Origin of the sequence: Streptomyces sp. NPDC102441, assembly GCF_044765585.1 — a bacterium.
Classification (GTDB): Bacteria; Actinomycetota; Actinomycetes; order Streptomycetales; family Streptomycetaceae; genus Streptomyces.
Map to the genome: position 1 here is coordinate 311,337 of NZ_JBIWKH010000005.1, position 19,849 is coordinate 331,185.

The window sequence follows — 19,849 nt, forward strand, 5'->3', positions numbered from 1 at the left end:
CCGGCCGGCTTCAGTCCGGCGGGGAGGGTGGGCCCCAGTGGGAGAACCTGGGCAGCCACTTGACCCGGTAGTCGGGATGCCCCGCGTGCTCGGCGGCCATCTGCCGGACGACGAAGCCCAGCCCGACGGCGCGGCCCGAGGTGAAGTCCTGGGCCGGGCGGTCGGTGTCCAGGACCGCGATCTCCTCGTACTCGTCAAGAAGGACCCTGGTGGTCTCGACGCGGCGCAGAGTGTGTGCCGGGTCCTGGTAGGCGATGTGCCGGTCGTAGCCACGCGACCGCACGACGAACGCGATTCCGCTCGTCCGGTCGTGCACCTCGCCGGGCGCCTCGGCCGGAGTCCGCCAGCCGTCGCCGCCCGCTTCCCGCGCGATGTCCTCCTCCTCGGCGAGGCGTGCCCGCACGAAGGCCAACATGTCCGAGTTGTCTGCCATCTGGTTCCGAATCCTTCTCCGTCACAGACCGCGGCGGACGGTCCAGCCACCACCGCGGGCCCGATCTGCCCGACCAGCAGAGGATGCCTCAATCGCGCGCCCGGGGCGCAGTCGGCACGGGGTGAGTTCCGCATGACGGACACCGCACCGGGCTGTGACCGGCGGTGTTCAGCGGGACGGATCCCGGCGGGCGGCCATCAGCAGTGCGATGTCGTCGGGCCGGTCCTCGTCCTGCTGGGCCTCTCCGATGACCCGGTCGGCGGTCTCGGCCAGCGGCATGTGTCCCACCTCGTCCAGGGTGCTGCGCAGCCGCTCGATGCCCTCGTCGATGTCGGTGCCGGACTTCTCCACGAGCCCGTCCGTGAAGAGGGCCAGAACGGCTCCCGGATCGAGCCGCAGTTCCGTCGTGGCACAGGATCTCGTGCGTGCGGTCGTCCGCGGTGACGGCCCCGCTGCCCATGTCCCACTCGAAGTGTCCGACGCGCATCTGCCGCGCGGTGTCCGAGGGCAGCCGTACGGGCACGGGCTCGCCGTCCCACTCGGCCGGCCGGTCCTGCGCGGCGATGTCGGCGCCGAGCCGCTGGGCAAGTGCCTCCAGCCGGCGGCGGTCCGCGCCGCCGACCGGTACGCCCCGGGTGGCGTACCGCAGTACGACGAGCACCCCCACCGGTGTGGTCCCGCTGGAGACGGGGACGTAGAGCGACCCGAAGGGGAAGGGCAGGCCCGCCATCAGCTGCGGGAACCGGCGCATGGCCTCCTCCGCGTCACCCAGGTAGACGGGCCGGTTCGCCCGGTAGGCCTCGGCCACCGGCAAGGGACGGTTCACGTGCATCCGCCACCAGGGACGCAGCAGCGGTACGGACAGCCCCGCGAGCACTGCCATCAGGAGGAGGCCCGGGGTCCGGGAGCGCAGGTACACGGCGCCCGCATAGCCGCCGACTGCGTCGACGGCGCTCACCACGGCCTGGGCGAGCACCAGCGACAGTCCGTCGGGCGTTCGGCTGCCATCGGGGCTCCAGGTCACACAGCCAGGATGCGCACCCGCGCGCGGGTGCGCATGTCCACGTCCGGCGCGTCCCGTCAGATGCCGGCGGGGGCGGAGGGCTCCGTGCCCGTCCGCGCGCACACCGAGGCGGCCGCCTCGGAGGCGAAGGCCAGCATGTCCCGCACCTCCTCAGGACCCTGTGCCACCGTGAAGGACCCGTGTCTTCCCATCCGGCTCAGCAGGCCCGCGGCGAACGCGTCCCCCGCGCCGATCGTGTTGACGACCTCGACGGGTGTGGCGGCGACGGACACGGGCGGCTCGGTCGCGGTGTACGCCGTACTGCCCCGGGCGCCCCGGGTGAGGACCACCAGCCGTCCTCCGGCCGCCAGGCTCCGGCAGGTCTCCTCCGGAGCGGCCCCCGGCCACAGGCGCTCCAGGTCCTCGTCGCTCGCCTTCACGACGTGTGCGAGGCCACACAGTTCGCGCAGCGCCGCCGCACCGTGGTCCGGGCCCAGAGTGCGGTCGTGGCGGACGTTGGGGTCCACGAAGAGCAGGGAGTGCTCGGCCGCCGCGGTTGCGGCCGCCCGCACGGCCGACGCCGCGGGCTCCACAACGGCGGCGAGCCCGCCGACGTACACGGCCCCGAAGCCGGCCGCCCGGGCGGACAGGTCCGGCAGCCGGAACGTCGCCGTGTCCTGGAGGTGGAAGTGGTAGCCCGTGCCCCCCGCGCCGGGCTCGGCGACCGCCAGCGCGGTGGGCAGGCCGGAGCGCGCGCACAGCGTGAGGTCGACCCCGGCCGCCCGCATCCGCTCCTCGATCGTGCGGGCGAAGCCGTCGCCGCCCAGTCCCCCGGCGAACGAGGCCGGGGTGCCGAGCGTGACCAGGCCGACGGCGACGTTGGCCGGGGCCCCGCCGGACTGGGCGGCCCGTACGCCGGCGTCACCGGCCACGGGTACGAGGTCAACGAGGGCCTCTCCCAGTACGAGGACGGCGCCCGGGCCGCCCGTCACGGCTCGACCACGATCTTGCGGCCGATGCCCGCCTTGAAGCGGTCGATGGCCTGCGGGTACTGGTCGAGCGGCAGCCGGTCGCTGATGAAGACGGCAGGGTCGAGGACTCCGGCGGCGAAGAGCGCGGCGGCACGTTCGTAGCTGTGCAGGACGGCCATCGAGCCGGTGATGGTGATCTCCTGGTTGTAGATGCGGTACGGCTCGATGACGGCCGTCGTCGCATAGTCGGCGACCCCGAACTGGAGGAAGGTCCCTCCCTTGGCGACGCGTCCCAGGCCGTCCTGGATGGCGGCGGCGTTTCCCGTGGCGTCGATGACCACGTCCCAGCCGCCGGGCCGCTCCAGTTCGTCCGCGCCGGCCGCCGACCGGGAGCAGCCGAGGAGGCCCGCCGTGGCGAGGCGGTCGGGGTTGACGTCCAGGATGTCCACGCCCGCAGCCCCGGTGCGCTTGGCGAGCTCCAGCATCATGAGGCCCATGGTTCCGGAGCCGTAGATCAGCACCTCGGCGCCGAGGGTGCTGCTCAGGACGTCGTAACCCCGGACCGCACAGGACAGCGGCTCGATGAGGGCGGCGTCCTTCACGTCGATGTGCTCGGGCAGCCGCACGCAGTTGGCGACGGGGGCCACGGCGTACTCGGCGGCGCCGCCGGAGACGGTGACACCGATGGCGGCCCAGCGTTCGCAGAGGTTGCCGCGTCCACTGCGGCAGTAACGGCACTCGTGGCAGTGCAGGGAGGGGTCGACGGCGACTCGGTCGCCGACGGCCAGTTCCGTGACGTCACGTCCGACGCCCACGATCTCGCCGGCGAACTCGTGGCCGGGGACGAGCGGCAGGGAGGGCGCGAACTCGCCCTGCAGGATGTGCAGATCGGTGCCGCACAGCCCGCACGAGGCGACGGACACGACGACCTCGCGGGGGCCGGGCGTGGGGTCGGGGACGGTGGTGACGGAGATCTTGCCGGGTGCTTCGACGACGGCTGCCCGCATTATTTCACTGCTCCGAGAGACAGGCCCTGGACGAGTTTGTCCTGGGCGGCGTAGCCGGCGGCGAGCACCGGCAGGGACACGACGACGGACGCGGCACACAGCTGCGCCAGGAAGAGGCCCTGGCTGGTGACGAATCCGGTGAGGAAGACGGGGGCGGTCTGGGCGACGACGCCGGTGAGCACCCGTGCGAAGAGCAGTTCGTTCCAGCTGAAGATGAAGCAGATCAGCGCGGTGGCCGCGATCCCTGGGGCGGCCATGGGTGCGACCACCCGGGCCAGGACGGTCGGCAGCCTCGCGCCGTCGACCTGGGCGGCCTCGATCACCGACACCGGCACGTCCGCGAGGAAGGACTGCATCATCCAGACCGCGATCGGCAGGTTCATCGAGGTGTAGAGCAGGACGAGGAGCCAGATGTTGTCGAGCATCCCGGCGTTCTTGGCGAACAGGTAGACCGGGAGGAGCCCTGCGACGACGGGCAGCATCTTCGTGGACAGGAAGAAGAACATCACGTCGGTCCACTTGCGCACGCGCCGGATGGAGAGGGCGTACGCCGCCGGGAGCGCCAGCAGGAGCACCAGGACCGTGGAGAAGAAGGACGCGCCCAGGGAGTTGAGCAGCGGCGGCCACGGCGTGACGCCGGTGTCGGCGCCGAAGAAGGCCCGGTAGCCGTCGAGGGTGAGCGGCGCGAAGACCGAGGGCGGGTTGGTCGCGGCGTCCGACTCCGCGTGCAGCGAGGTCAGCAGCATCCACAGCGCGGGCAGGCAGAAGGCGAGTCCTGCCGCCCAGGCGAGCAGGCCGAGCGCGGTGGAGCGGCGTCGTGCCCGCCGCAGGACGCGTCGCACGGACGGGGCGGGCGCGGGGACGGTGGCAGTGGTCATGCGCGGTTCGCCTCCTCACTGAAGAGGGACGAGACGGTCCGGAGCGCGAAGGTGGCGATGATGATCGTGCCGATCACCACCACGACTCCCGCGGCGGACGCCAGTCCGTATTCGTGGGCCTGGTAGAAGGTCTGGTAGATCGTGTACGGAAGGTTGGCGGTGTCGAGGCCGCCCGCGGTGATCGTGAACACCGCGTCGAAGTTCTGCACGATGTAGACGGCGCCGAGCAGCACTCCGAGTTCGAGGTACCTGCGCAGGTGCGGCAGGGTCAGATAGCGGAAGGTCTGCCAGGGGCTCGCACCGTCGAGGCGTGCCGCCTCGACGACCTCCGCGGGCCGGCTCTGGAGCCCCGCGAGCAGGATCAGCATCATGAACGGCGTCCACTGCCAGACCAGTGCGGCGATCACGGCGAGCAGCGGCATCTCCGCGATCCAGTCGGGCTGGGCCGGGTTCGTGTCACCGAAGAGGTCACCGACCCAGCTCAGTGCGCCGTTGAGGAGCCCGTACTCCGGGTTGTAGAGCGCGTGCTTCCACAGGAGCGCGGCGGATACGGGCACGATCAGGAACGGCGTGATGAGCAGTGTGCGGACCAGACCGCGGCCGAAGAACGCACGGTCCAGGAGCAGTGCGAGGGCCAGTCCGATGACCACCGTGGCGAGGACGACGCCCACGGTCAGCAGGATCGTGGTGAAGACCGAGTCGCGGAGCGCGGCGTCGGTGAACACGGACGCGTAGTTGTCGAGCCCGTTGAACGCGCGTTTGTCGGGGCTGAGGGAGTTCCAGTCGAAGAGTGAGATCACCAGGGTCGCCACGAACGGCAGCTGGGTGACGACGATCAGGAAGACCAGCGCGGGGAGCAGCGGGGCCCTGGTGGCCCAGGCCCGGGCGCGGCTCTTCTTACGGGCCTGGGCGGCGGGTGGCCGGGGTGGCGACTGGGGGGTGGTGCCGACTGCTGTGGTCATCGGTACTCCTTGGCGACCTGTTCGGCCAGCTTCTGGGAAGCTGCCAGCGCCTTGTCGACGGACTGGCGGCCGGCGATGGCCGCGCTGATCTCCTGCGCGACCCTGGTGCCGAGATCGGTGAACTCGGGGATGCCGACGAACTGGATCCCGGGCACGGGGCGCGGCTGGACACCCGGGTTCTTCGGGTCGGCGCCGGAGATGGCCTGCTCGGTGACGTCCGCGAAGGAACCTGCCGCCTTGCGGTATTCGGGGTTGTCGTAGGTGGAGGCCCGCTTGCCCGCCGGCGCGTTGGACCAGCCGCTGGATTCACCGACGAGCGTCTCGTACTCCTTGCTGGAGGCCCAGGAGACGAACTTCCAGGCGTCGTCAGCCTTCTTGGACGCCTTCTGGATGCCCCAGGCCCAGGTGTAGAGCCAGCCCGAGCTCTTGGTCTCCTCGACCGGCGCGGGCACGTAGCCGATCTTCCCCTTGACCGGGGAGCCCGCCGCCTCCAGCGAACCGGCGCCCGCCGTGGCGTCGTACCACATGGCGGTCTTGCCCTGCGTCATGTTGTTGAGGCACTCGGCGTATCCGGACTGGGAGGCGCCGCGCTCGCCGTGCTTGCGCACGAGGTCGACGTAGAACTTGGTGGCCTTCTTGAACTCCGGTGAGGTGAGCCGGGGTTGCCAGTCCTCCGTGAACCAGGTGCCGCCCATGGTGTTGACGACGGTGGTCAGCGGGGCGATGAGCTCGCCCCAGCCCGGCAGCCCTCGCAGGCAGATGCCCTTCATCCCGGATTCGGCGCCGTCCGCCCCGGCCGCGAGTTCCGCCACCTCCTTCCAGGTGGGGTGCGCGGGCATCGTCAGCCCCTTCGCCTCGAAGACGTCCTTGCGGTACATGAGGAAGGACGACTCGCCGTAGAAGGGTTCTGCGTAGAGCTTGCCCTCGGCGGTGAGTGACTCCCTCAGGGGTTCGAGGATGTCGTCCTGGTCGAAGGCGGTGTCCTTCGCCGCGTAGGTGTCGAGCGGGTGCAGCCAGTCGTTCTTCGCGAAGAAGGGCACTTCGAAGTTGCTGATGGTGCCCACGTCGTACTGGCCGGCCTGGTTGGAGAAGTCCTGGCTGATCTTGTCGCGGACGTCGTTCTCCGGGAGCACCGTGAAGTGGACCTTGATGCCGGTCTCCTCGGTGAAGTGCTCGGCGGTGAGCTTCTGCAGCTCCAGCATCTGCGGGTTGTTCACCATCAGTACGTTCAGTGCGTCACCCCCACCGAACGCGGTGCCGCCTGCTCCGGCGCACCCGGCGGCTAGGAAGGCCATCACTGCCGTGCCCGCGACCGCACGCACGCGGGTCCCACGGCGTCGTTGCTGGTGGGGCATAGATTCTCCTGATCGGTCGTAGCGGCTCGGGGATCGGTGCCCGTGCCCTCCGGTTCTCCTGACGGTTCCGGGCATGGCGGGGCTGCCCTCCGTGTCCTCATGACGAGGACGGGAGCGGGGGCGGGGAGGCGGGGACGGTGGACGGGGACGAAGGGGCGGGGGAAATGGAGTGGGGGAACGGGACGGGGGCGGCGGGGCCGTCCCCGCCGTCGTGTCAGACGCGGATCACGTTCGGGCCGAGCAGGGAGTAGCGCTGGGCTTCCGCCGAGGGCAGTCCGGTGTCGGTGACGACGGCCTCGAAGTCGCCGACACCGGCGAAGCGGCAGAAGCTCACTGCTCCGAACTTCGAGTGGACACCGGCGAAGACACGGCGGCGGGCGCTGCGCATGGCCTGCGCCTTGACCTCGCCGACCGCCGGGTCCGGGGTCGTCAGCCCGTACTGGCGGGAGATGCCGTTCGCACCCACGTACGCCAGATCGATGACGAAGTCGGCGAGCATACGGGTGGCCCAGTGGTCGACGGTCGCCATGGTGCTGCCGCGCACACGCCCGCCGAGCAGGAGCACCGCGGTCTTCTCCGAGTCGGCCAGGACCGTGGCGACGGCCAGGGACGCGGTGACCACCGTCAGCGGCCGGTCGCGGGGAAGGGCCTCAGCGATGAGCTGCGGAGTGAAGCCCTCGTCGACGAAGACCGTCTCCGCGTCACCGAGCAGCTCGGCGGCGGCCGTCGCGATCCGTGACTTCTGCGGTACGTGGTGGGTGGTGCGCATCGCCAGGGTGGTTTCGAACCCGGCGCTCTCGACCGGGTACGCGCCGCCGTGCGTACGCCGTACGAGGCCGTGCTCCTCGAGCGTGTGCAGGTCACGCCTGATGGTCTCCTTGGCCACCTCGAACCGTTCGGCCAGCCGGTTCACGTCGACCGAACCGTCCTGCCGGGCCGTCTCGAGAATCCCTCGGCGGCGTTCCTCGGTGCCCACGACACATCCCTGCACTAGTGCGAATCAGCCATGGGCCCAGCGTCCGTTCGGGCCCACGCATTGTTTGTACAAGCAGATACGGCTCCACGACCAGCTTCTTCGCGCCACAGGCTGTGCCCGTTCATGCCCGTTTCACTCCGGCTCCCCATGCTGGTCGCCCGTGCCGCGATGCCGGTACGGCAGCGGCCGAACGCCTGCTTCGCCCGTTACGGTGCCCGTTTCGCGCCCGTCAGCGGTCACACAGGCATCAGATGGGGCGACACCAACAGCTCCCTTCCACCGGCGAGTTGCTGTGGCAGACTTCGCGGGCGGAGCGGTTCACCCCAGCTGCGACGGAGCTCTTCATGACGACTGGGACATCCCGGCCCCCGATCGACACCGGCAGGCCCCACTCGGCGCGTGTCTACGACTCACTGCTCGGCGGTAAGGACAACTACCCGGCGGACCGGGCGGTGCCCCAGCAGCTGCCGGCAGAGGCGAAGGCCGGAGCGTGCCAGAACCGTGCCTTCATGACCCGCGCCTGGCTGGCCGGCGAGGGCGTGAGCCAGTTCCTGGACTTCGACCACCCCGTCGCTCTCTCACTCCTGGGCCTGCTCCACTTCCTTCCCGACGACCAGAACCCTCGGGCACGCGTCCGCACCCTGACGGCCGCCCTGCCCACGGGCAGCTACCTGGTGCTGTCCCAGGGGGCCTCGGACGTGAACCCCGAGCGCGGCGAGCAGGGCGCGGCCGAGTACGGCAAGGGCGGCATCCGGCTCGCGTTGCGCACCCGTGCCGAGTTCGCCGGCTTCTTCGAGGGCCTGGACGTCGTCGAGCCCGGCCTGGTGACGGCCCCCGAGTGGTACCGCGGCACTCCGGCGCCCCGGCCGGAGGAGAGCGGCGTCTATGTCGCGGTCGCCCGTATCCCGTAACCACTGTCCGGAAGGGACGTCGTCATGGCCGAGGGCCACCAGCACGCCGCAGCCGAGGCGTTCGACGCCATCGGGGCCGACTACGAGGCCGCCTTCGCCGGCTCGGCCGCGCACCGGGACTCGCTGAACCGGCTGCTGGAGCGGCTGGATCCGCACAGCAGGGTTCTGGACGTCGGCAGCGGAACGGGCAGGCCGACCGCCCACACCCTGGCGGCCGCGGGCCACGAGGTGCTGGGGGTCGACGTCTCGCCCGTCATGGTGGACCTGGCGTCCCGCCGCGTTCCCGGGGCGTCGTTCCGCCGCGCCGACATCCGCGAGGTCACTCTGGAGGAGGAGAGCTTCGACGCGGTCTGCGTGTACTTCTCGTTCCTGCAGATGTCGCGCGACGAGCAGCGCTCTCTCGTGCACCGCCTGGCGGGGGCGCTCAGGCCGGGCGGGTATCTCGTGCTGGCGACCGTGCCGCTGGACGTGGAGGGCGTGAGCGCCGTCTTCATGGGCCAGGAGGTACGGGTGACCAGCTTCGGACCCGAGGCGTTCAGAGCGCTGGCGACCGACGTCGGGCTCACCGTCGTACACGAGTACGACACCGTGTTCACCCCGGACCGTCCGGGGGCGGTTCCCGAACCCCATCTGTTCCTGGAGTGCCGCCGGTGACCTGCCGGTGCCGCGTCATCCCGGGCCGTTGATCTCCGGCTGCAGCAGCTGTTCCGTCCAGATGACCTTGCCGCCGTCTTCGGTGTAGCGGGTGCCCCAGCGTTCGGCCAGCTGGGCGACGAGGAACAGTCCCCTGCCGCCTTCGTCCATGCTGGCCGCCTGGCGCAGATGGGGCGAGGTGCTGCTGCGGTCGGACACCTCGCAGATGAGCGTCCTGTCGCGGATCAGCCGCACGCCGATGGGGCCGTTGGCGTAGCGGATGGAGTTGGTGACCAGTTCGCTGAGGATCAGCTCGGTCGTGAACGCCTCCTCGACCAGATTCCACTCGGTCAGCATGCGGGACACCTCGGAGCGGATCCGCGCGACCGCCGACGGGTCGGAGGGCACGTCCCATTCGGCGACGTTCTCGGGGGCGAGGCGGCGGGTCCGCCCGACGAGCAGCGCGATGTCGTCACGGGCCTTGGCGGGGACCAGGACGCGGAGGACGGCCTGACAGGTCTCCTCCGGGGTCCGGTCGGGGTGTCCGGACAGGGTGTCGCGCAGGAGTTCCAGCCCCTCGTCGATGTCGCGGTGCCGGTCCTCGACGAGGCCGTCCGTGTAGAGCACCAGACGGCTGTCCTCCGGAAGCTCCAGGTCGAGGGTCTCGAAGGGCATTCCGCCGAGCCCCAGAGGCGGGCCACCGGGCACATCGGCGAACGCGGCCACGCCGTCCGCGCTGATGATCACCGGCTGGAGGTGACCGGCCCGCGCCATGGTGCAGTGCCCGGACGCAGGGTCGTAGATCGCGTAGATGCAGGTGGCCCCGGTGACGCCTGCTCCTTCCGAGCCTTCGACCGACTCGTCCTGGTCGATGCGGGCGACGAGCTCGTCGAGGTGCCACAGCAGCTCGTCGGGGGGCAGGTCCAGGGTCGAGAAGTTGTGGACCGCCGTGCGCAGGCGCCCCATCGTGGCGGCGGCGTGCAGTCCGTGCCCGACCACGTCCCCGACCACGAGTGCGACCCGGGCGCCGGGCAGCGGGATGATGTCGAACCAGTCGCCGCCCACACCGCCCAGCCCGCCGAGCCCCGCCTGTGCGGGGAGGTACCGGTAGGCGGCGTCGATGGCGCTCTGGTCCGGGAGCCCCTGCGGCAGCAGGCTGCGCTGCAGGGTCACCGCCACGTTGTGCTCACGCGAGTAGCGGCGCGCGTTGTCGATGCTCACCGCGGCGCGGGCGACGAGCTCCTCCGCGACGGACAGGTCCTCCTCCTCGAACGGCTCGGGGGTCTGAGCCCGCCAGAACAGGGCCGCGCCGAGAACCACGCCCCTGGCCCGCATGGGGACGGCCATCAGCGAGTGGAATCCGCTCTCCACGATGCGTTCGGCGCGTTCCGGGTTCTGCTGCTGCCAGCCGGCGCGACGCGGCAGATCGGTGTCGAGGACGGCTTCGCCCCTGAGCAGGCCGGCCCCGAGGTCCGTGGTCGGCAGAAAGCCGATCATGGAGCCCAGCGGGTGGAGTCCCGTGTCGTCGCGGGGTCCGCTGAAGGCCGAGCGGCGCAGGCCGTCCGTGGTGGCGCTGACGGTCGTGGGTTCCTCGCCGCGCAGCACGCCCTCGGCCAGATCCACGGTGGCGTAGTCGGCGAACCGTTTCGTGGCGAAGTCCGCCAGCTCCTCGCACGTGCGTACGACATCCAGGGCGGTGCCGATCTCCGTGCCCGCGTCGTAGAGGAGCTTCAGCCTGCCGCGTGCCATGGCGGCCCTGCCCGTGAGGGCCTGCAGCTCCGTGGTGTCCCGCAGGGTCGTCACGCTGCCGGGCGGACCGCCGTGCCTGTCCGTGGCCCGCTGGCTGATGGCCAGGACGCGGTCGCCCACGGAGTGCACCTCGTCGGTCGCGCTGCGCCCCGAGACCAGCAGCTCGGTGGTGACCGGGTCGAGCCCCAGCTCCGCGACGGGCGTGCCCTCGACGTCCGGGGGAAGGCGCAGGAGCCTTCGTGCCTCGTCGTTGGCCAGCAGCAGCCGCCCTTCGCCACCGGCGATGAGCACGCCCTCCCGCACGGCGTGCAGAACGGCGTCGTGGTGCTCGTACATCCGGGTCATCTCGGTCGGGCCGAGTCCGTGGGTCTGGCGGTTCAGGCGTCGGGTGACGAGTGCGGTGCCTCCCAGGGCGAGCAGCAGGATCCCCGCGGCCGAGCCGAACAGGAGGGGGAACTGGCCCTCGGCGACCCCGCTGACGTTCTTGATGGTGATGCCCGCGGACACCAGGCCCACGGCTTCGCCGCCCGCGCCGGTCACGGGCACCACGGCCTGGACGAGCGGCCCGATGGTCCCGTCGACCTTCTCGGTGACGACCCGGCCGTCCAGGGCGGGTTCCACGGTGCCGACGAACTTCTTGCCGATCCTGTCGGGCAGCGGATGGGTGTAGCGGACGGATTCGAGGTTCATGACGACGATGAAGTCGACCCCGGATCCCTTCCGCGCCGCCTCCGCCCTCGGCTGGAGCACCGCGGTGGGATCGGGGCTCCGCAGAGCCGCTTCCACACCGGGGGCGTTCGCGAAGGTCTCGGCCACGGCGACCGAGCGATTCCGGGCTTCGCGTTCGCTGTCGGCCCGGGACTGCAGCACGAGCGCCGCCACGGATGCAGCGACGAGCAGCACCACGATCGCCACCTGCAGGAGAAAGACCTGACCAGCGAGGCTTCTCATTCGGAGAAACGGACGCGGGCGGCCGTAGCGTCCGGCCATGTCCCCCTTTCTACACGGCTTGCCGCTTCCTCGCCGCCCCGCCGGCCTCGCGGGCGGCCGAAGCGCACCGGGACTCCGGGTGAGTACAGCACGCTCACCGGCTCCCCGGCGGGCGCGGGCAGCCCTGCCGCCGTCACCAGGCTCTCGTCGCACTCGAGGAGCCGCGCCCGGTGCAGGGGCCAGCGGGGATGTGCGTTCCGGAGATACACCGGGCGCCCGTAGAACGTGCTGTGTATCCCCCACCGCGCGGTCAGGAAGTGTTCGAGCTCGCTGGGCGTCCCGATCCGTTCGCCGGCGCGCAGCACGATCCGGCTGTGGGCACCCCGGGGACCGGGGACGCGCCGTCTGCTGGTGTAGGTGACGGTGTCGGCCTCGCGCCGCACCTCCATTCGGGACCACATGTACGGCAGTCGGAAGACGGCCCGGGCGACGGCCACGGGGATCAGTCTGGAGGCGTCGAGCGAGCGGAAGGCCACCCCGGGTCTGCCGTGCTCGTCCCGCGAGTACAGCCGGACATTGGTCTCGGGGAAGGAGCCCAGGTAGGGGATGCCTGGGAGGCCGAGCAACCCGACGCGGTACATCCGGAAGGCGACCAGTCCGACGTAGGTGACTCCGTCCAGGGTGTCCGGCACGGTTCCGGCGGGCAGGAGCGGCGCCACGTCCCCGGGGTCGGCCGCCCAGTGCAGGAACGCCAGGTCCAGCCAGGACTGCGTCATCAGCGGGTTCATCGCCGGGTACGGCGGATCGGGGGTGATGGGCTGCGGTGTACGCGGTGAGGGCGGCACCCGGACAGAATGGCAGAGGGCGGTGGCCTGTTCCCGGAGGCGGTTACTGCAGGGCGCGTACCGCGGCGCCGAACAGCGAGGGCAGCCGCTGGGCCGCGGGCACGATCAGCCCGGCGGTCCAAGGGTGTCCTGCGGCGCCCAGCAGCGCGCCGGTGAGCAGCCGGTGCCGTCGCGTGAGTTGCGCCCACCGCGCCGGGTATGCCTCGGGGCGTCCCTCGGCGATGCAGTCGACCGCCGCCGACGCGGTCGCCGCCGCGAGGGCGATGCCCTCGCCGGTGAGCGCGTCGACGTAGCCGGCCGCGTCACCGGCCAGCAGGATCCGGCCGGCTCCCGGTGCGCTCGCGCTCCGGCGCAGCGGGCCGGCGCCGCGTACGGCGCCCGCCTCCAGGCCGTGGAGCCTGTGGGCCAGGGCGGGGAACGCGGAGAGGTGCTGCTCGTGGGAGCCACGGTGGCGGCTGAGCACGGCGACACCCACCAGCCCCTCCCCCACCGGCGTCACATACGCCTCGCCGTGACGCGACCAGTGGACTTCCACGAGGTCCGTCCAGGGGGCGGTCCGGTAATGCCTGCGCTGCCCGTATCTGCGGGGTGCGGTGCAGGGGCGTTCCAGGCCGAGCTCGCGGCGCAGCGGTGAGTGCAGTCCGTCGGCGGCGATCAGCCAACGGGCGGTCAGTCCCGCCGTCGTGACGCTGTCGTGCCCCTGGCGCACCTCCCCCGCCCGGTCCGCGACGAGGCGCACCCCGAGCTCCTGGGCACGCCGGTGCAGGGCGGTGTGCAGCTCGGTCCTGCGGACGCCGAGCCCGGGGCCGCCCCGGAAGGCCGCCTCGGCCTGCCGGGGGCCCTCGACGTACCTGATCCCCCGGAGTTCGCTGCCTGCCGGGGTGACGCCCAGCGCGCGCAGGGCAGCCACCCCGCTGGGCATGATTCCCTCGCCGCAGGCCTTGTCCACGGGTGTCGGGCGGGGTTCGAGCACGACGGCCTCCAGGCCGGCCATGGCGGCCCGGATCGCAGCCGCCAGGCCGGCCGGCCCGCCGCCCGCCACCAGGATGTCGATCACGCGGGTGCGTCCGCTCCCGCGAAGCGGGCCAGCGCGCAGTCCTCGCACCGGATGCGTACGGTCATGAGCGCCGCGTTGCCCACGGTGAACAGGACGGCGGTCACCCAGGCTCCGTGGACCAGCGGCAGAGCGGCCCCTTCGGCGGCGACCGCCACATAGTTCGGGTGACGCAGCCACCGGTAGGGCCCTCCGGTCACCAGGGGCAGACCGGGGACGACGATGACCCGGGTGTTCCAGCGGCGCCCGAGCGTGCGGACGCACCACCAGCGCAGTCCTTGCGCGGCGGCCACCACCGCCACCATGGCCCAGCCGAACCAGGGCACGAACGGGCGGCCTGCCAGCCATGCCTCGGCGAGGCACGCGGCGAGCAGTCCGGTGTGCAGGGCCACCATCACCGGGTAGTGACCGCGGCCCGCCTCGGTGCCGCCCCGGGCCAGGCTCCAGCGGGCGTTGCGCAGCGCCACCACGAGCTCGGCCTGCCGTTCGGCGGCGACGGCCAGCACGAGGGCCATGTACCAGATCATGTGTTCCTCCGGACTACCAGCGCAGCAGCACCAGTTCGCAGCAGAATCCCGGGCCCATGGCCATCAGCAGACCGGGCGTTCCGGGCTCGGGGCTCCGCTGCTCCATCGTGTCCCGCAGGACGTGCAGGACCGAGGACGACGACAGGTTGCCGACCTCGGCCAGCGAACTCCAGGTGACGTCGAGGGCGCCCTCGGGCAGGGACAGGACGTCGGTGACGGCTTCCAGGACCTTGGGCCCGCCGGGATGGCACACCCAGCGGGCGACGTCCTTCGGTTTCAGCCCGTGCTCCTCCAGGAAGCCGCTGACATCCTCGGCGAGATAGCGGCGTACGACGTCGGGGACGGCCGGGTCGAGCACCACCCGGAAGCCGGAGCTGCGGATGTCCCAGCCCATGACGTGCCCCGTGTCCGGATACAGGCGGCTGCGCGTGTCCACCACCTCGGGACCGTCCACCGGCGTCCGGTGGCCGTCGCCGACGAGTACCGCGGCCGCGGCGCCGTCGCCGAAGAGGGCGGTGGCGACGAGGTTGGCGGGGCTCGCGTCGTCCCGCTGGAAGGTCAGGGAGCAGAGTTCGACCGAGAGCAGTACGGCCACCTGCCCGGGCCGGCCGAGCAGGTAGTCGTGCAGCCGTGCCACCCCGGCTGCCCCGGCGACGCAGCCCAGGCCGAAGACGGGGAGCCGCTTCACGTCGGGGCGCAGACCGAGGCGTCCGACGAGCCGCGCGTCGATCGAGGGGGCGGCGATTCCCGTGACCGAGGTGAACATCAGCAGGTCCACGTCGTCGGGGCGCAGCCCGGCCTTGCGCAGGGCGCCGCGGACGGCCTCGGCGCCGAGGTCGACGGCCGCGCCGACGAACACGTCGTTCGCCGCCCCGAAGCCGTCCAGTTCGCCGTAGCGCTCCAGGGGCAGCACCATGTTCCGGGTGCGCACGCCCGCGTTCGCGTGGATCCGGTCCAGCACGCGGCGGTCGGCCCCCGAGGGCAGACAGGTGCGCGCCACCATGTCGGTGACCTCGCCCTGGGTGTGGCGGTGCGGCGGAAGGACTCCGTGCACCGCCGCGATCCGGGTCACCCTGGCCACCGCTTCGGAGAGATCATGCCCCCATCCTGCCAACGAACCGGGGCAAATCAGTGCACATGCGACGCGCGGCTGCCGTATTCGTACGCCTTGGTGTCCTTACGATCGCCCCGTGGACACCACGGACCGGCCCTCGGCACTTCCCCCCGCACTGCGCCTGCCCCGCTCCTCGGCGGGGCTCGTGCTGTCCTGTCATCCGGGTCCGGTCCTGGCGGTGACCACACTCGTCACCGCACTGGCCGTCAGTTCCGGTCCGGGGGGCGGCCGTTGGGTGCTGGTCTCCGCCGCCGTGCTGACCGGGCAGCTCTCGGTGGGCTGGTGCAACGACGCGTTCGACTCACGCCGCGACGCCCAGGCCGCACGCCCCGGCAAGCCGGTGGCCCGTGGTGCGGTGGGCCGGGGAGCGGTGTGGAGGGCGGCGTTCACCGCGCTGTCCCTGTGCCTGGTGCTGTCGTTCGCCTGCGGTGCGGCGGCGGGTGCGGCGCATCTGGCCGGGGTCGTGGCGGCATGGGCGTACAACCTGAAGCTCAAGGAGACGGTGCTGTCCTGGCTGCCGTACGCGATCGGTTTCGGCAGCCTTCCGTGTCTGGTCGCCCTGAGCCTTCCGGGAAGCCCCTGGCCCGCGTGGTGGGCGGTCGTGACGGGTGCGCTGCTCGGAGTCGCGGCCCATCTGGGCGACGTGCTCCCGGACATCGAGGAGGATCTGCTGGCGGGTGTCCGCGGCCTGCCCCAGCGACTGGGGCCGGCCCGCACCCGGATCCTGCTGCCCCTCCCGTTGTCGGCGGCCACGGCGGTGCTGGTCCTGGGGCCCGCGGGGCCTCCCGGTGGGCGGGGTGTCGCGCTCCTCTGCGGGGTCGCTCTCTGCGCCGTGGTGGCGACAACGGCGTACGCCGGTCCACGGGCGACCGGGAGATGGCGCAAGGCGGCGCTCGCGGGGACGGTGGCGGTGGCGTCGGCGGATGTGGCGCTGCTGCTTGCGCGTGGCAGGGGAATCGCCTGACGGCCCGTACGGACGGTGTGTCCGTACGGGCCGTCAGGTGTGACGCGGGCTCTACTGGCCGGCGAGACCGGTGTGCGCGATACCGCGCACGATCTGCCGCTGGAAGAACGCGAAGACGATCAGGAGCGGCATCCCGGCGATGACGAGCGACGCCATGATCTGGGCGTACCGCACCCCGAAGGACGACTGGACGTTGACGAGGCCGACGGGCAGCGTCATGCCGCCCGGGTCGGTGGTCACGAGGAACGGCCAGAGGAAGTTGTTCCAGGTGGAGATGAAGGTGAAGATCGCCACCGCCGCCAGCACGGGCCGGGACAGCGGGATCACGATCGTCCAGAACACCCGCCAGCGGCCGGCGCCGTCGCAGAAGGCCGCCTCCTCCAGCTCCCGTGGCACACCTTCGAAGAACTTCACCAGGATGAACACCATGGCGGGCACGGCGACCTGGGGCAGGATCACACCCCAGTACGTGTCGACGAGGCCGAGCTGCACCATCTCGCGGAATAGGGGCGCGATGAGCACCTGCGGGGGCACCATGATGCCGGCCAGCACCAGCCCGTAGAGCAGCCGCCGGCCTCGGAAGTCGGTGCGGGTGAACCCGTACGCGGCCATCGCGCATGTCACGACGGTCAGCAGCGTGGTCATGACGGAGATGTACGCCGAGTTCATGAGCCAGACCATCAGGTCACCGGACTCCCAGACCTTGCTGTACGCGTCGAAGGTGACGCGCGAGCCGATCCAGGAGAGCGGTGTCTTCGTCGTGTCGCCCTCCGGCTTCAGGGAGGTGGCGACGGCCCAGGCGAGCGGCAGGAGCCAGGCCGCGGTGAGGAGCAGGGCGATGACGAGCAGGACGACCCTGCCGCGCGTCCAGCGCAGGCGGCGGCCCCCGGCGTCGGAGGGCCGCTCCGGCCGCGGGGTGGGGCGGGTGGTGACGGTGGTGGAACCGCTCACTTCGCGGCCTCCTCAGCTCGGCGCCGGGACAGCAGCGGCTGCACCAGGGAGACGGTCAGGATCAGGGCGAAGAAGATGTACGAGACGGCGGAGGCGTAGCCGATGCGGTAGCCCGTGAAGCCCTGCTGGTAGACGTACTGGAGGATCGGCCGGGTGGAGTCGTCGGGGCCTCCGCCGGTCATGATGTAGACCTGGTCGAAGATCTTCAGCGAGGCCAGCATCTGGAGGACCACGACGAGCCCGGTGGTACGGCGGAGCATCGGCAGGGTGATGTGCAGGAGACGCTTGCCCGCGCCCGCACCGTCCAGTTCGGCGGCCTCGTAGAGGTGCGCCGGGATGGCCTGGAGGGCGGCGAGATACAGCAGGAAGTTGAAGCCGACGGTCCACCAGACGGTGGTCGCCACGACGCTGAGCATGGCGTACCGCTCGTCGGTCAGCCAGCCGATCTCCGGCGTCAGTCCGACCGCGGCGAGCATCTGGTCGGCGAGGCCGAAGCCGGACGGCAGGATCATGTTCATGAAGAGCAGGCAGACCACGCCGGACGGCAGCAGGAAGGGCGCGAACCAGCTGAGCCGCCACAGCCACTGCACCACCCGCAGCTGGTGGGCGAGCAGGGCCAGCACGAGGCCGACGACGACGAGGGGGACGGTGGACAGGACCGTGAACCAGACGGTGTTCCACAGCGAGGACCACACGGCGGGGTCGCGCACCGCCTCGGCGTAGTTGTCGAGGCCGACGAACTCACCCCCGGTGCCGGTGATGTTCTCGCTGGTGAGACTCATGCCCAGGCCGGATATCAGCGGCCAGATCAGGAACCCGGCGTACACGACGAGGAAGGGCGCGATGAACACCAGGCCGTGTTCGGTCCACTTCCTGTGCACGGTGCGGGACGGACGCCCGGCCGCGCCCTGGGCGGGCTTCGCCACGGGTGCCGGCGCCGCCGCGGTGGTGGAGGTCATGACGGGGCTCCCGGGAGGGGGTTGCGGGTGTCGAGGAGTGTCCGCAGCCGGGCCTTGGCCTCGGTCAGGGCATTGCGCGGGCTCCGGGAGCCGGTGAGGACACCGGAGAACACGGCACCGAGCTCGATCCACATCCGGGAGGCGGACCCGGCGAACCACGCGGGTTCGTCCAGCGCCACATCGTCGATCACGGTGCGGTACTCGGACTGCGGCTTCAGGGCGAGGTAGGCCGGATCGTCGAGCACCGGCAGGTAGGCGGGCACGTGCCCGCCCTCGGCCCAGGCCACGGAGTTCTTCAGCATCCAGGCGACGAGGGTGTGGGCAGCCTCGTTCGGGGCACCGCCGCGGTCCGCCTGGTGCGGCAGGACGAAGGAGTGGCAGTCGGCCTGGGTGGCAGCCGTCCCGAAGAGCGCGGGGATGCGGGTCATGGAGAACGGGAGCCCGGTGGTCCTGAAGGTGGTGATCTCCCATTCGCCGTTGAGGTGGAAGGCGGTCTTCCCGCCGTTGAAGACGCCGATGGATCCCGCGTAGTCGACGCGGCGCACCATGAGCCCTTCCTCGATGAGCCGTGCCAGGTATTCCAGTACCCGCAGCGCCTTGGCGTCGTCGAGGGCGAGGCGTTTGCCGTCCGCGGAGAGCACGGTGCCGCCGGTCTGCGCGTAGAAGCTGGAGAAGAGACGCCAGGGGGTGATGCAGTCGGGCCCGAGTGTCTCGGTCACCAGACCGGGCTGTCCGGTCGCCTTCTTCGCGGCGCGCAGCGCGTCGGCGAAGTCTTCGGCCCCGCTGATCGGCTTGAGCCGGCCGCCCGACATGAGTCCGGCCTTCTCGCAGATCTCGGTCTGGTAGTAGAGGACGAAGGGGTGGGTGTCCAGGGGGACGGCGTACTGCTTGCCGCCCACCTGACCCCGGCGCCAGATGTCCGGCGGGAAGTCCTTCTCCCGCACGCCGTGTTCGGCGAGCAGGTCGAGGTCGAACGGATCGAGGAGCCTACCGGGGGCGAAGCCCGCGAGCCGGGCGAGGTGCAGGGCGGCGAGCTCGGGGGCCCGTCCGCCGGCGCCGGCCATGCCGAGCTTGGTGTAGTACGGGGCGCCCCACTGCAGGGTCGAGGCTTCCAGGGCGATGTCGGGGTGCCCGGCCCGGAAGTCGTCCAGCATTCCCTGCATGTTGACGCCGTCACCGCCGCCGAACAGATGCCAGTACCGCAGCAGGGTCTGTCCCGGACCCGCGGCGGTGGCCGGTGCGGCGCAACCGGACAGGGGGCCCAGGGCTCCGGCGGCGGCCAGGGCGCCGGCACCGCCCGCGAGGGCTCGGCGCCGGCTGAGGAGGGGTGGTTGCATGGCGGCTCGTCTCGGCTCGTCTCTGAGGTGCGGGGACGCGTGAAGAGAGGCGGTACGTTCGATATTCCGACGCGTGACCGTCACTTCGGACGGGACCGTAGGCGCGGGAAAACGTGGCGTCAATGACTCGCGCTGAAATTGCGAACAATGTTCGAGATCGCGAACGAGAACCCTCCCCACCACCCGGAACCGGTCGACAGGAACGCGCGTGCACGGGCGTCCGAGAGGAGATATCGCGGGGAAGCGCACACATTTCTTACTGGGGGGTAGGCCCGCCCGGCCGCCTTGCT

Annotated in this window: 19 protein-coding genes and 1 pseudogene; 3 read left to right on the plus strand and 17 right to left on the minus strand. The window is 71.4% G+C overall.

Features of this window, described 5'->3' with window-relative positions; translation table 11 throughout:
- Window positions 1–10 precede the first annotated feature (10 nt).
- From ACIREO_RS12890 to ACIREO_RS12930, 9 genes and pseudogenes are all read right to left on the minus strand, one after another.
- The gene (locus ACIREO_RS12890) at window positions 11–433 is read right to left on the minus strand and encodes a DUF6221 family protein (protein WP_404108133.1); all 423 of its coding nucleotides are present in this window, start codon (window positions 431–433) and stop codon (window positions 11–13) included.
- Window positions 434–601: 168 nt separating this feature from the next.
- Window positions 602–1,021 carry a SpoIIE family protein phosphatase gene (locus tag ACIREO_RS12895; RefSeq protein ID WP_404108135.1) on the minus strand — a complete coding sequence of 140 codons (420 nt, stop codon included), beginning with the start codon at window positions 1,019–1,021 and terminating at the stop codon, window positions 602–604.
- Window positions 1,020–1,559, minus strand: a pseudogene (locus ACIREO_RS12900) (GAF domain-containing protein); the annotation flags it as partial. The gene ACIREO_RS12895 and the pseudogene ACIREO_RS12900, both read right to left, overlap by 2 nt.
- Window positions 1,514–2,428, minus strand: a complete 915-nt coding sequence (locus ACIREO_RS12905) for a PfkB family carbohydrate kinase (RefSeq protein ID WP_404108138.1) — start codon at window positions 2,426–2,428, stop codon at window positions 1,514–1,516. The gene ACIREO_RS12905 and the pseudogene ACIREO_RS12900, both read right to left, overlap by 46 nt.
- Entirely contained in the window at window positions 2,425–3,414 is a 990-nt protein-coding gene (locus tag ACIREO_RS12910) for a zinc-dependent alcohol dehydrogenase family protein (RefSeq protein WP_404108141.1), read from the minus strand. Before ACIREO_RS12910 ends, ACIREO_RS12905 begins: the two co-directional genes overlap by 4 nt.
- Window positions 3,414–4,292, minus strand: coding sequence for a carbohydrate ABC transporter permease (locus tag ACIREO_RS12915; protein ID WP_404108144.1), 879 nt, complete (start codon window positions 4,290–4,292; stop codon window positions 3,414–3,416). Before ACIREO_RS12915 ends, ACIREO_RS12910 begins: the two co-directional genes overlap by 1 nt.
- A complete protein-coding gene (locus ACIREO_RS12920) occupies window positions 4,289–5,254 on the minus strand; it encodes a carbohydrate ABC transporter permease (RefSeq protein WP_404108146.1) in 966 nt (321 codons plus the stop codon). The genes ACIREO_RS12915 and ACIREO_RS12920 overlap by 4 nt, the downstream gene beginning before the upstream one ends.
- Entirely contained in the window at window positions 5,251–6,609 is a 1,359-nt protein-coding gene (locus ACIREO_RS12925) for an ABC transporter substrate-binding protein (protein ID WP_404108148.1), read from the minus strand. The genes ACIREO_RS12920 and ACIREO_RS12925 overlap by 4 nt, the downstream gene beginning before the upstream one ends.
- 214 nt (window positions 6,610–6,823) lie before the next feature.
- On the minus strand, window positions 6,824–7,585 hold the full coding sequence (locus tag ACIREO_RS12930) for a DeoR/GlpR family DNA-binding transcription regulator (protein WP_356707111.1): 762 nt from the start codon (window positions 7,583–7,585) through the stop codon (window positions 6,824–6,826).
- Window positions 7,586–7,929: 344 nt separating this feature from the next.
- On the opposite strand from ACIREO_RS12930, the gene ACIREO_RS12935 reads away from it, so the two are divergent.
- Both ACIREO_RS12935 and ACIREO_RS12940 read left to right on the plus strand, forming a co-directional pair.
- The gene (locus tag ACIREO_RS12935) at window positions 7,930–8,496 is read left to right on the plus strand and encodes an SAM-dependent methyltransferase (RefSeq protein WP_404108151.1); all 567 of its coding nucleotides are present in this window, start codon (window positions 7,930–7,932) and stop codon (window positions 8,494–8,496) included.
- 24 nt (window positions 8,497–8,520) lie between these two features.
- Window positions 8,521–9,150: a class I SAM-dependent methyltransferase gene (locus tag ACIREO_RS12940; protein ID WP_404108153.1), complete on the plus strand. Its 630-nt coding sequence runs from the start codon at window positions 8,521–8,523 to the stop codon at window positions 9,148–9,150.
- A 15-nt stretch (window positions 9,151–9,165) separates the two neighbouring features.
- Here ACIREO_RS12940 and ACIREO_RS12945 read toward each other — a convergent pair whose 3' ends face one another.
- Genes ACIREO_RS12945 through ACIREO_RS12965 form a run of 5 tightly spaced genes read right to left on the minus strand, consistent with a single transcriptional unit; the run spans window position 9,166 to window position 15,306 of the window.
- Complete coding sequence (locus ACIREO_RS12945) at window positions 9,166–11,868, minus strand: SpoIIE family protein phosphatase (RefSeq protein ID WP_404108155.1); 2,703 nt, start codon at window positions 11,866–11,868, stop codon at window positions 9,166–9,168.
- Window positions 11,826–12,653: a YqjF family protein gene (locus ACIREO_RS12950; RefSeq protein WP_404108158.1), complete on the minus strand. Its 828-nt coding sequence runs from the start codon at window positions 12,651–12,653 to the stop codon at window positions 11,826–11,828. The genes ACIREO_RS12945 and ACIREO_RS12950 overlap by 43 nt, the downstream gene beginning before the upstream one ends.
- A 43-nt stretch (window positions 12,654–12,696) precedes the next feature.
- Window positions 12,697–13,710, minus strand: coding sequence for an NAD(P)/FAD-dependent oxidoreductase (locus ACIREO_RS12955; RefSeq protein ID WP_404108160.1), 1,014 nt, complete (start codon window positions 13,708–13,710; stop codon window positions 12,697–12,699).
- Window positions 13,707–14,234: an isoprenylcysteine carboxyl methyltransferase family protein gene (locus ACIREO_RS12960; protein ID WP_404108163.1), complete on the minus strand. Its 528-nt coding sequence runs from the start codon at window positions 14,232–14,234 to the stop codon at window positions 13,707–13,709. Before ACIREO_RS12960 ends, ACIREO_RS12955 begins: the two co-directional genes overlap by 4 nt.
- 13 nt (window positions 14,235–14,247) lie before the next feature.
- Window positions 14,248–15,306 carry a type III polyketide synthase gene (locus tag ACIREO_RS12965; RefSeq protein ID WP_404108166.1) on the minus strand — a complete coding sequence of 353 codons (1,059 nt, stop codon included), beginning with the start codon at window positions 15,304–15,306 and terminating at the stop codon, window positions 14,248–14,250.
- 118 nt (window positions 15,307–15,424) lie between these two features.
- On the opposite strand from ACIREO_RS12965, the gene ACIREO_RS12970 reads away from it, so the two are divergent.
- Entirely contained in the window at window positions 15,425–16,312 is an 888-nt protein-coding gene (locus ACIREO_RS12970) for a UbiA family prenyltransferase (protein ID WP_404108169.1), read from the plus strand.
- A 51-nt stretch (window positions 16,313–16,363) separates the two neighbouring features.
- Here ACIREO_RS12970 and ACIREO_RS12975 read toward each other — a convergent pair whose 3' ends face one another.
- Genes ACIREO_RS12975 through ACIREO_RS12985 form a run of 3 tightly spaced genes read right to left on the minus strand, consistent with a single transcriptional unit; the run spans window position 16,364 to window position 19,559 of the window.
- A complete protein-coding gene (locus ACIREO_RS12975; RefSeq protein WP_404108171.1) occupies window positions 16,364–17,263 on the minus strand; it encodes a carbohydrate ABC transporter permease in 900 nt (299 codons plus the stop codon).
- Complete coding sequence (locus tag ACIREO_RS12980) at window positions 17,260–18,222, minus strand: carbohydrate ABC transporter permease (protein WP_404108174.1); 963 nt, start codon at window positions 18,220–18,222, stop codon at window positions 17,260–17,262. The genes ACIREO_RS12975 and ACIREO_RS12980 overlap by 4 nt, the downstream gene beginning before the upstream one ends.
- The gene (locus ACIREO_RS12985; protein ID WP_404108177.1) at window positions 18,219–19,559 is read right to left on the minus strand and encodes an extracellular solute-binding protein; all 1,341 of its coding nucleotides are present in this window, start codon (window positions 19,557–19,559) and stop codon (window positions 18,219–18,221) included. The genes ACIREO_RS12980 and ACIREO_RS12985 overlap by 4 nt, the downstream gene beginning before the upstream one ends.
- Window positions 19,560–19,849 lie beyond the last annotated feature (290 nt).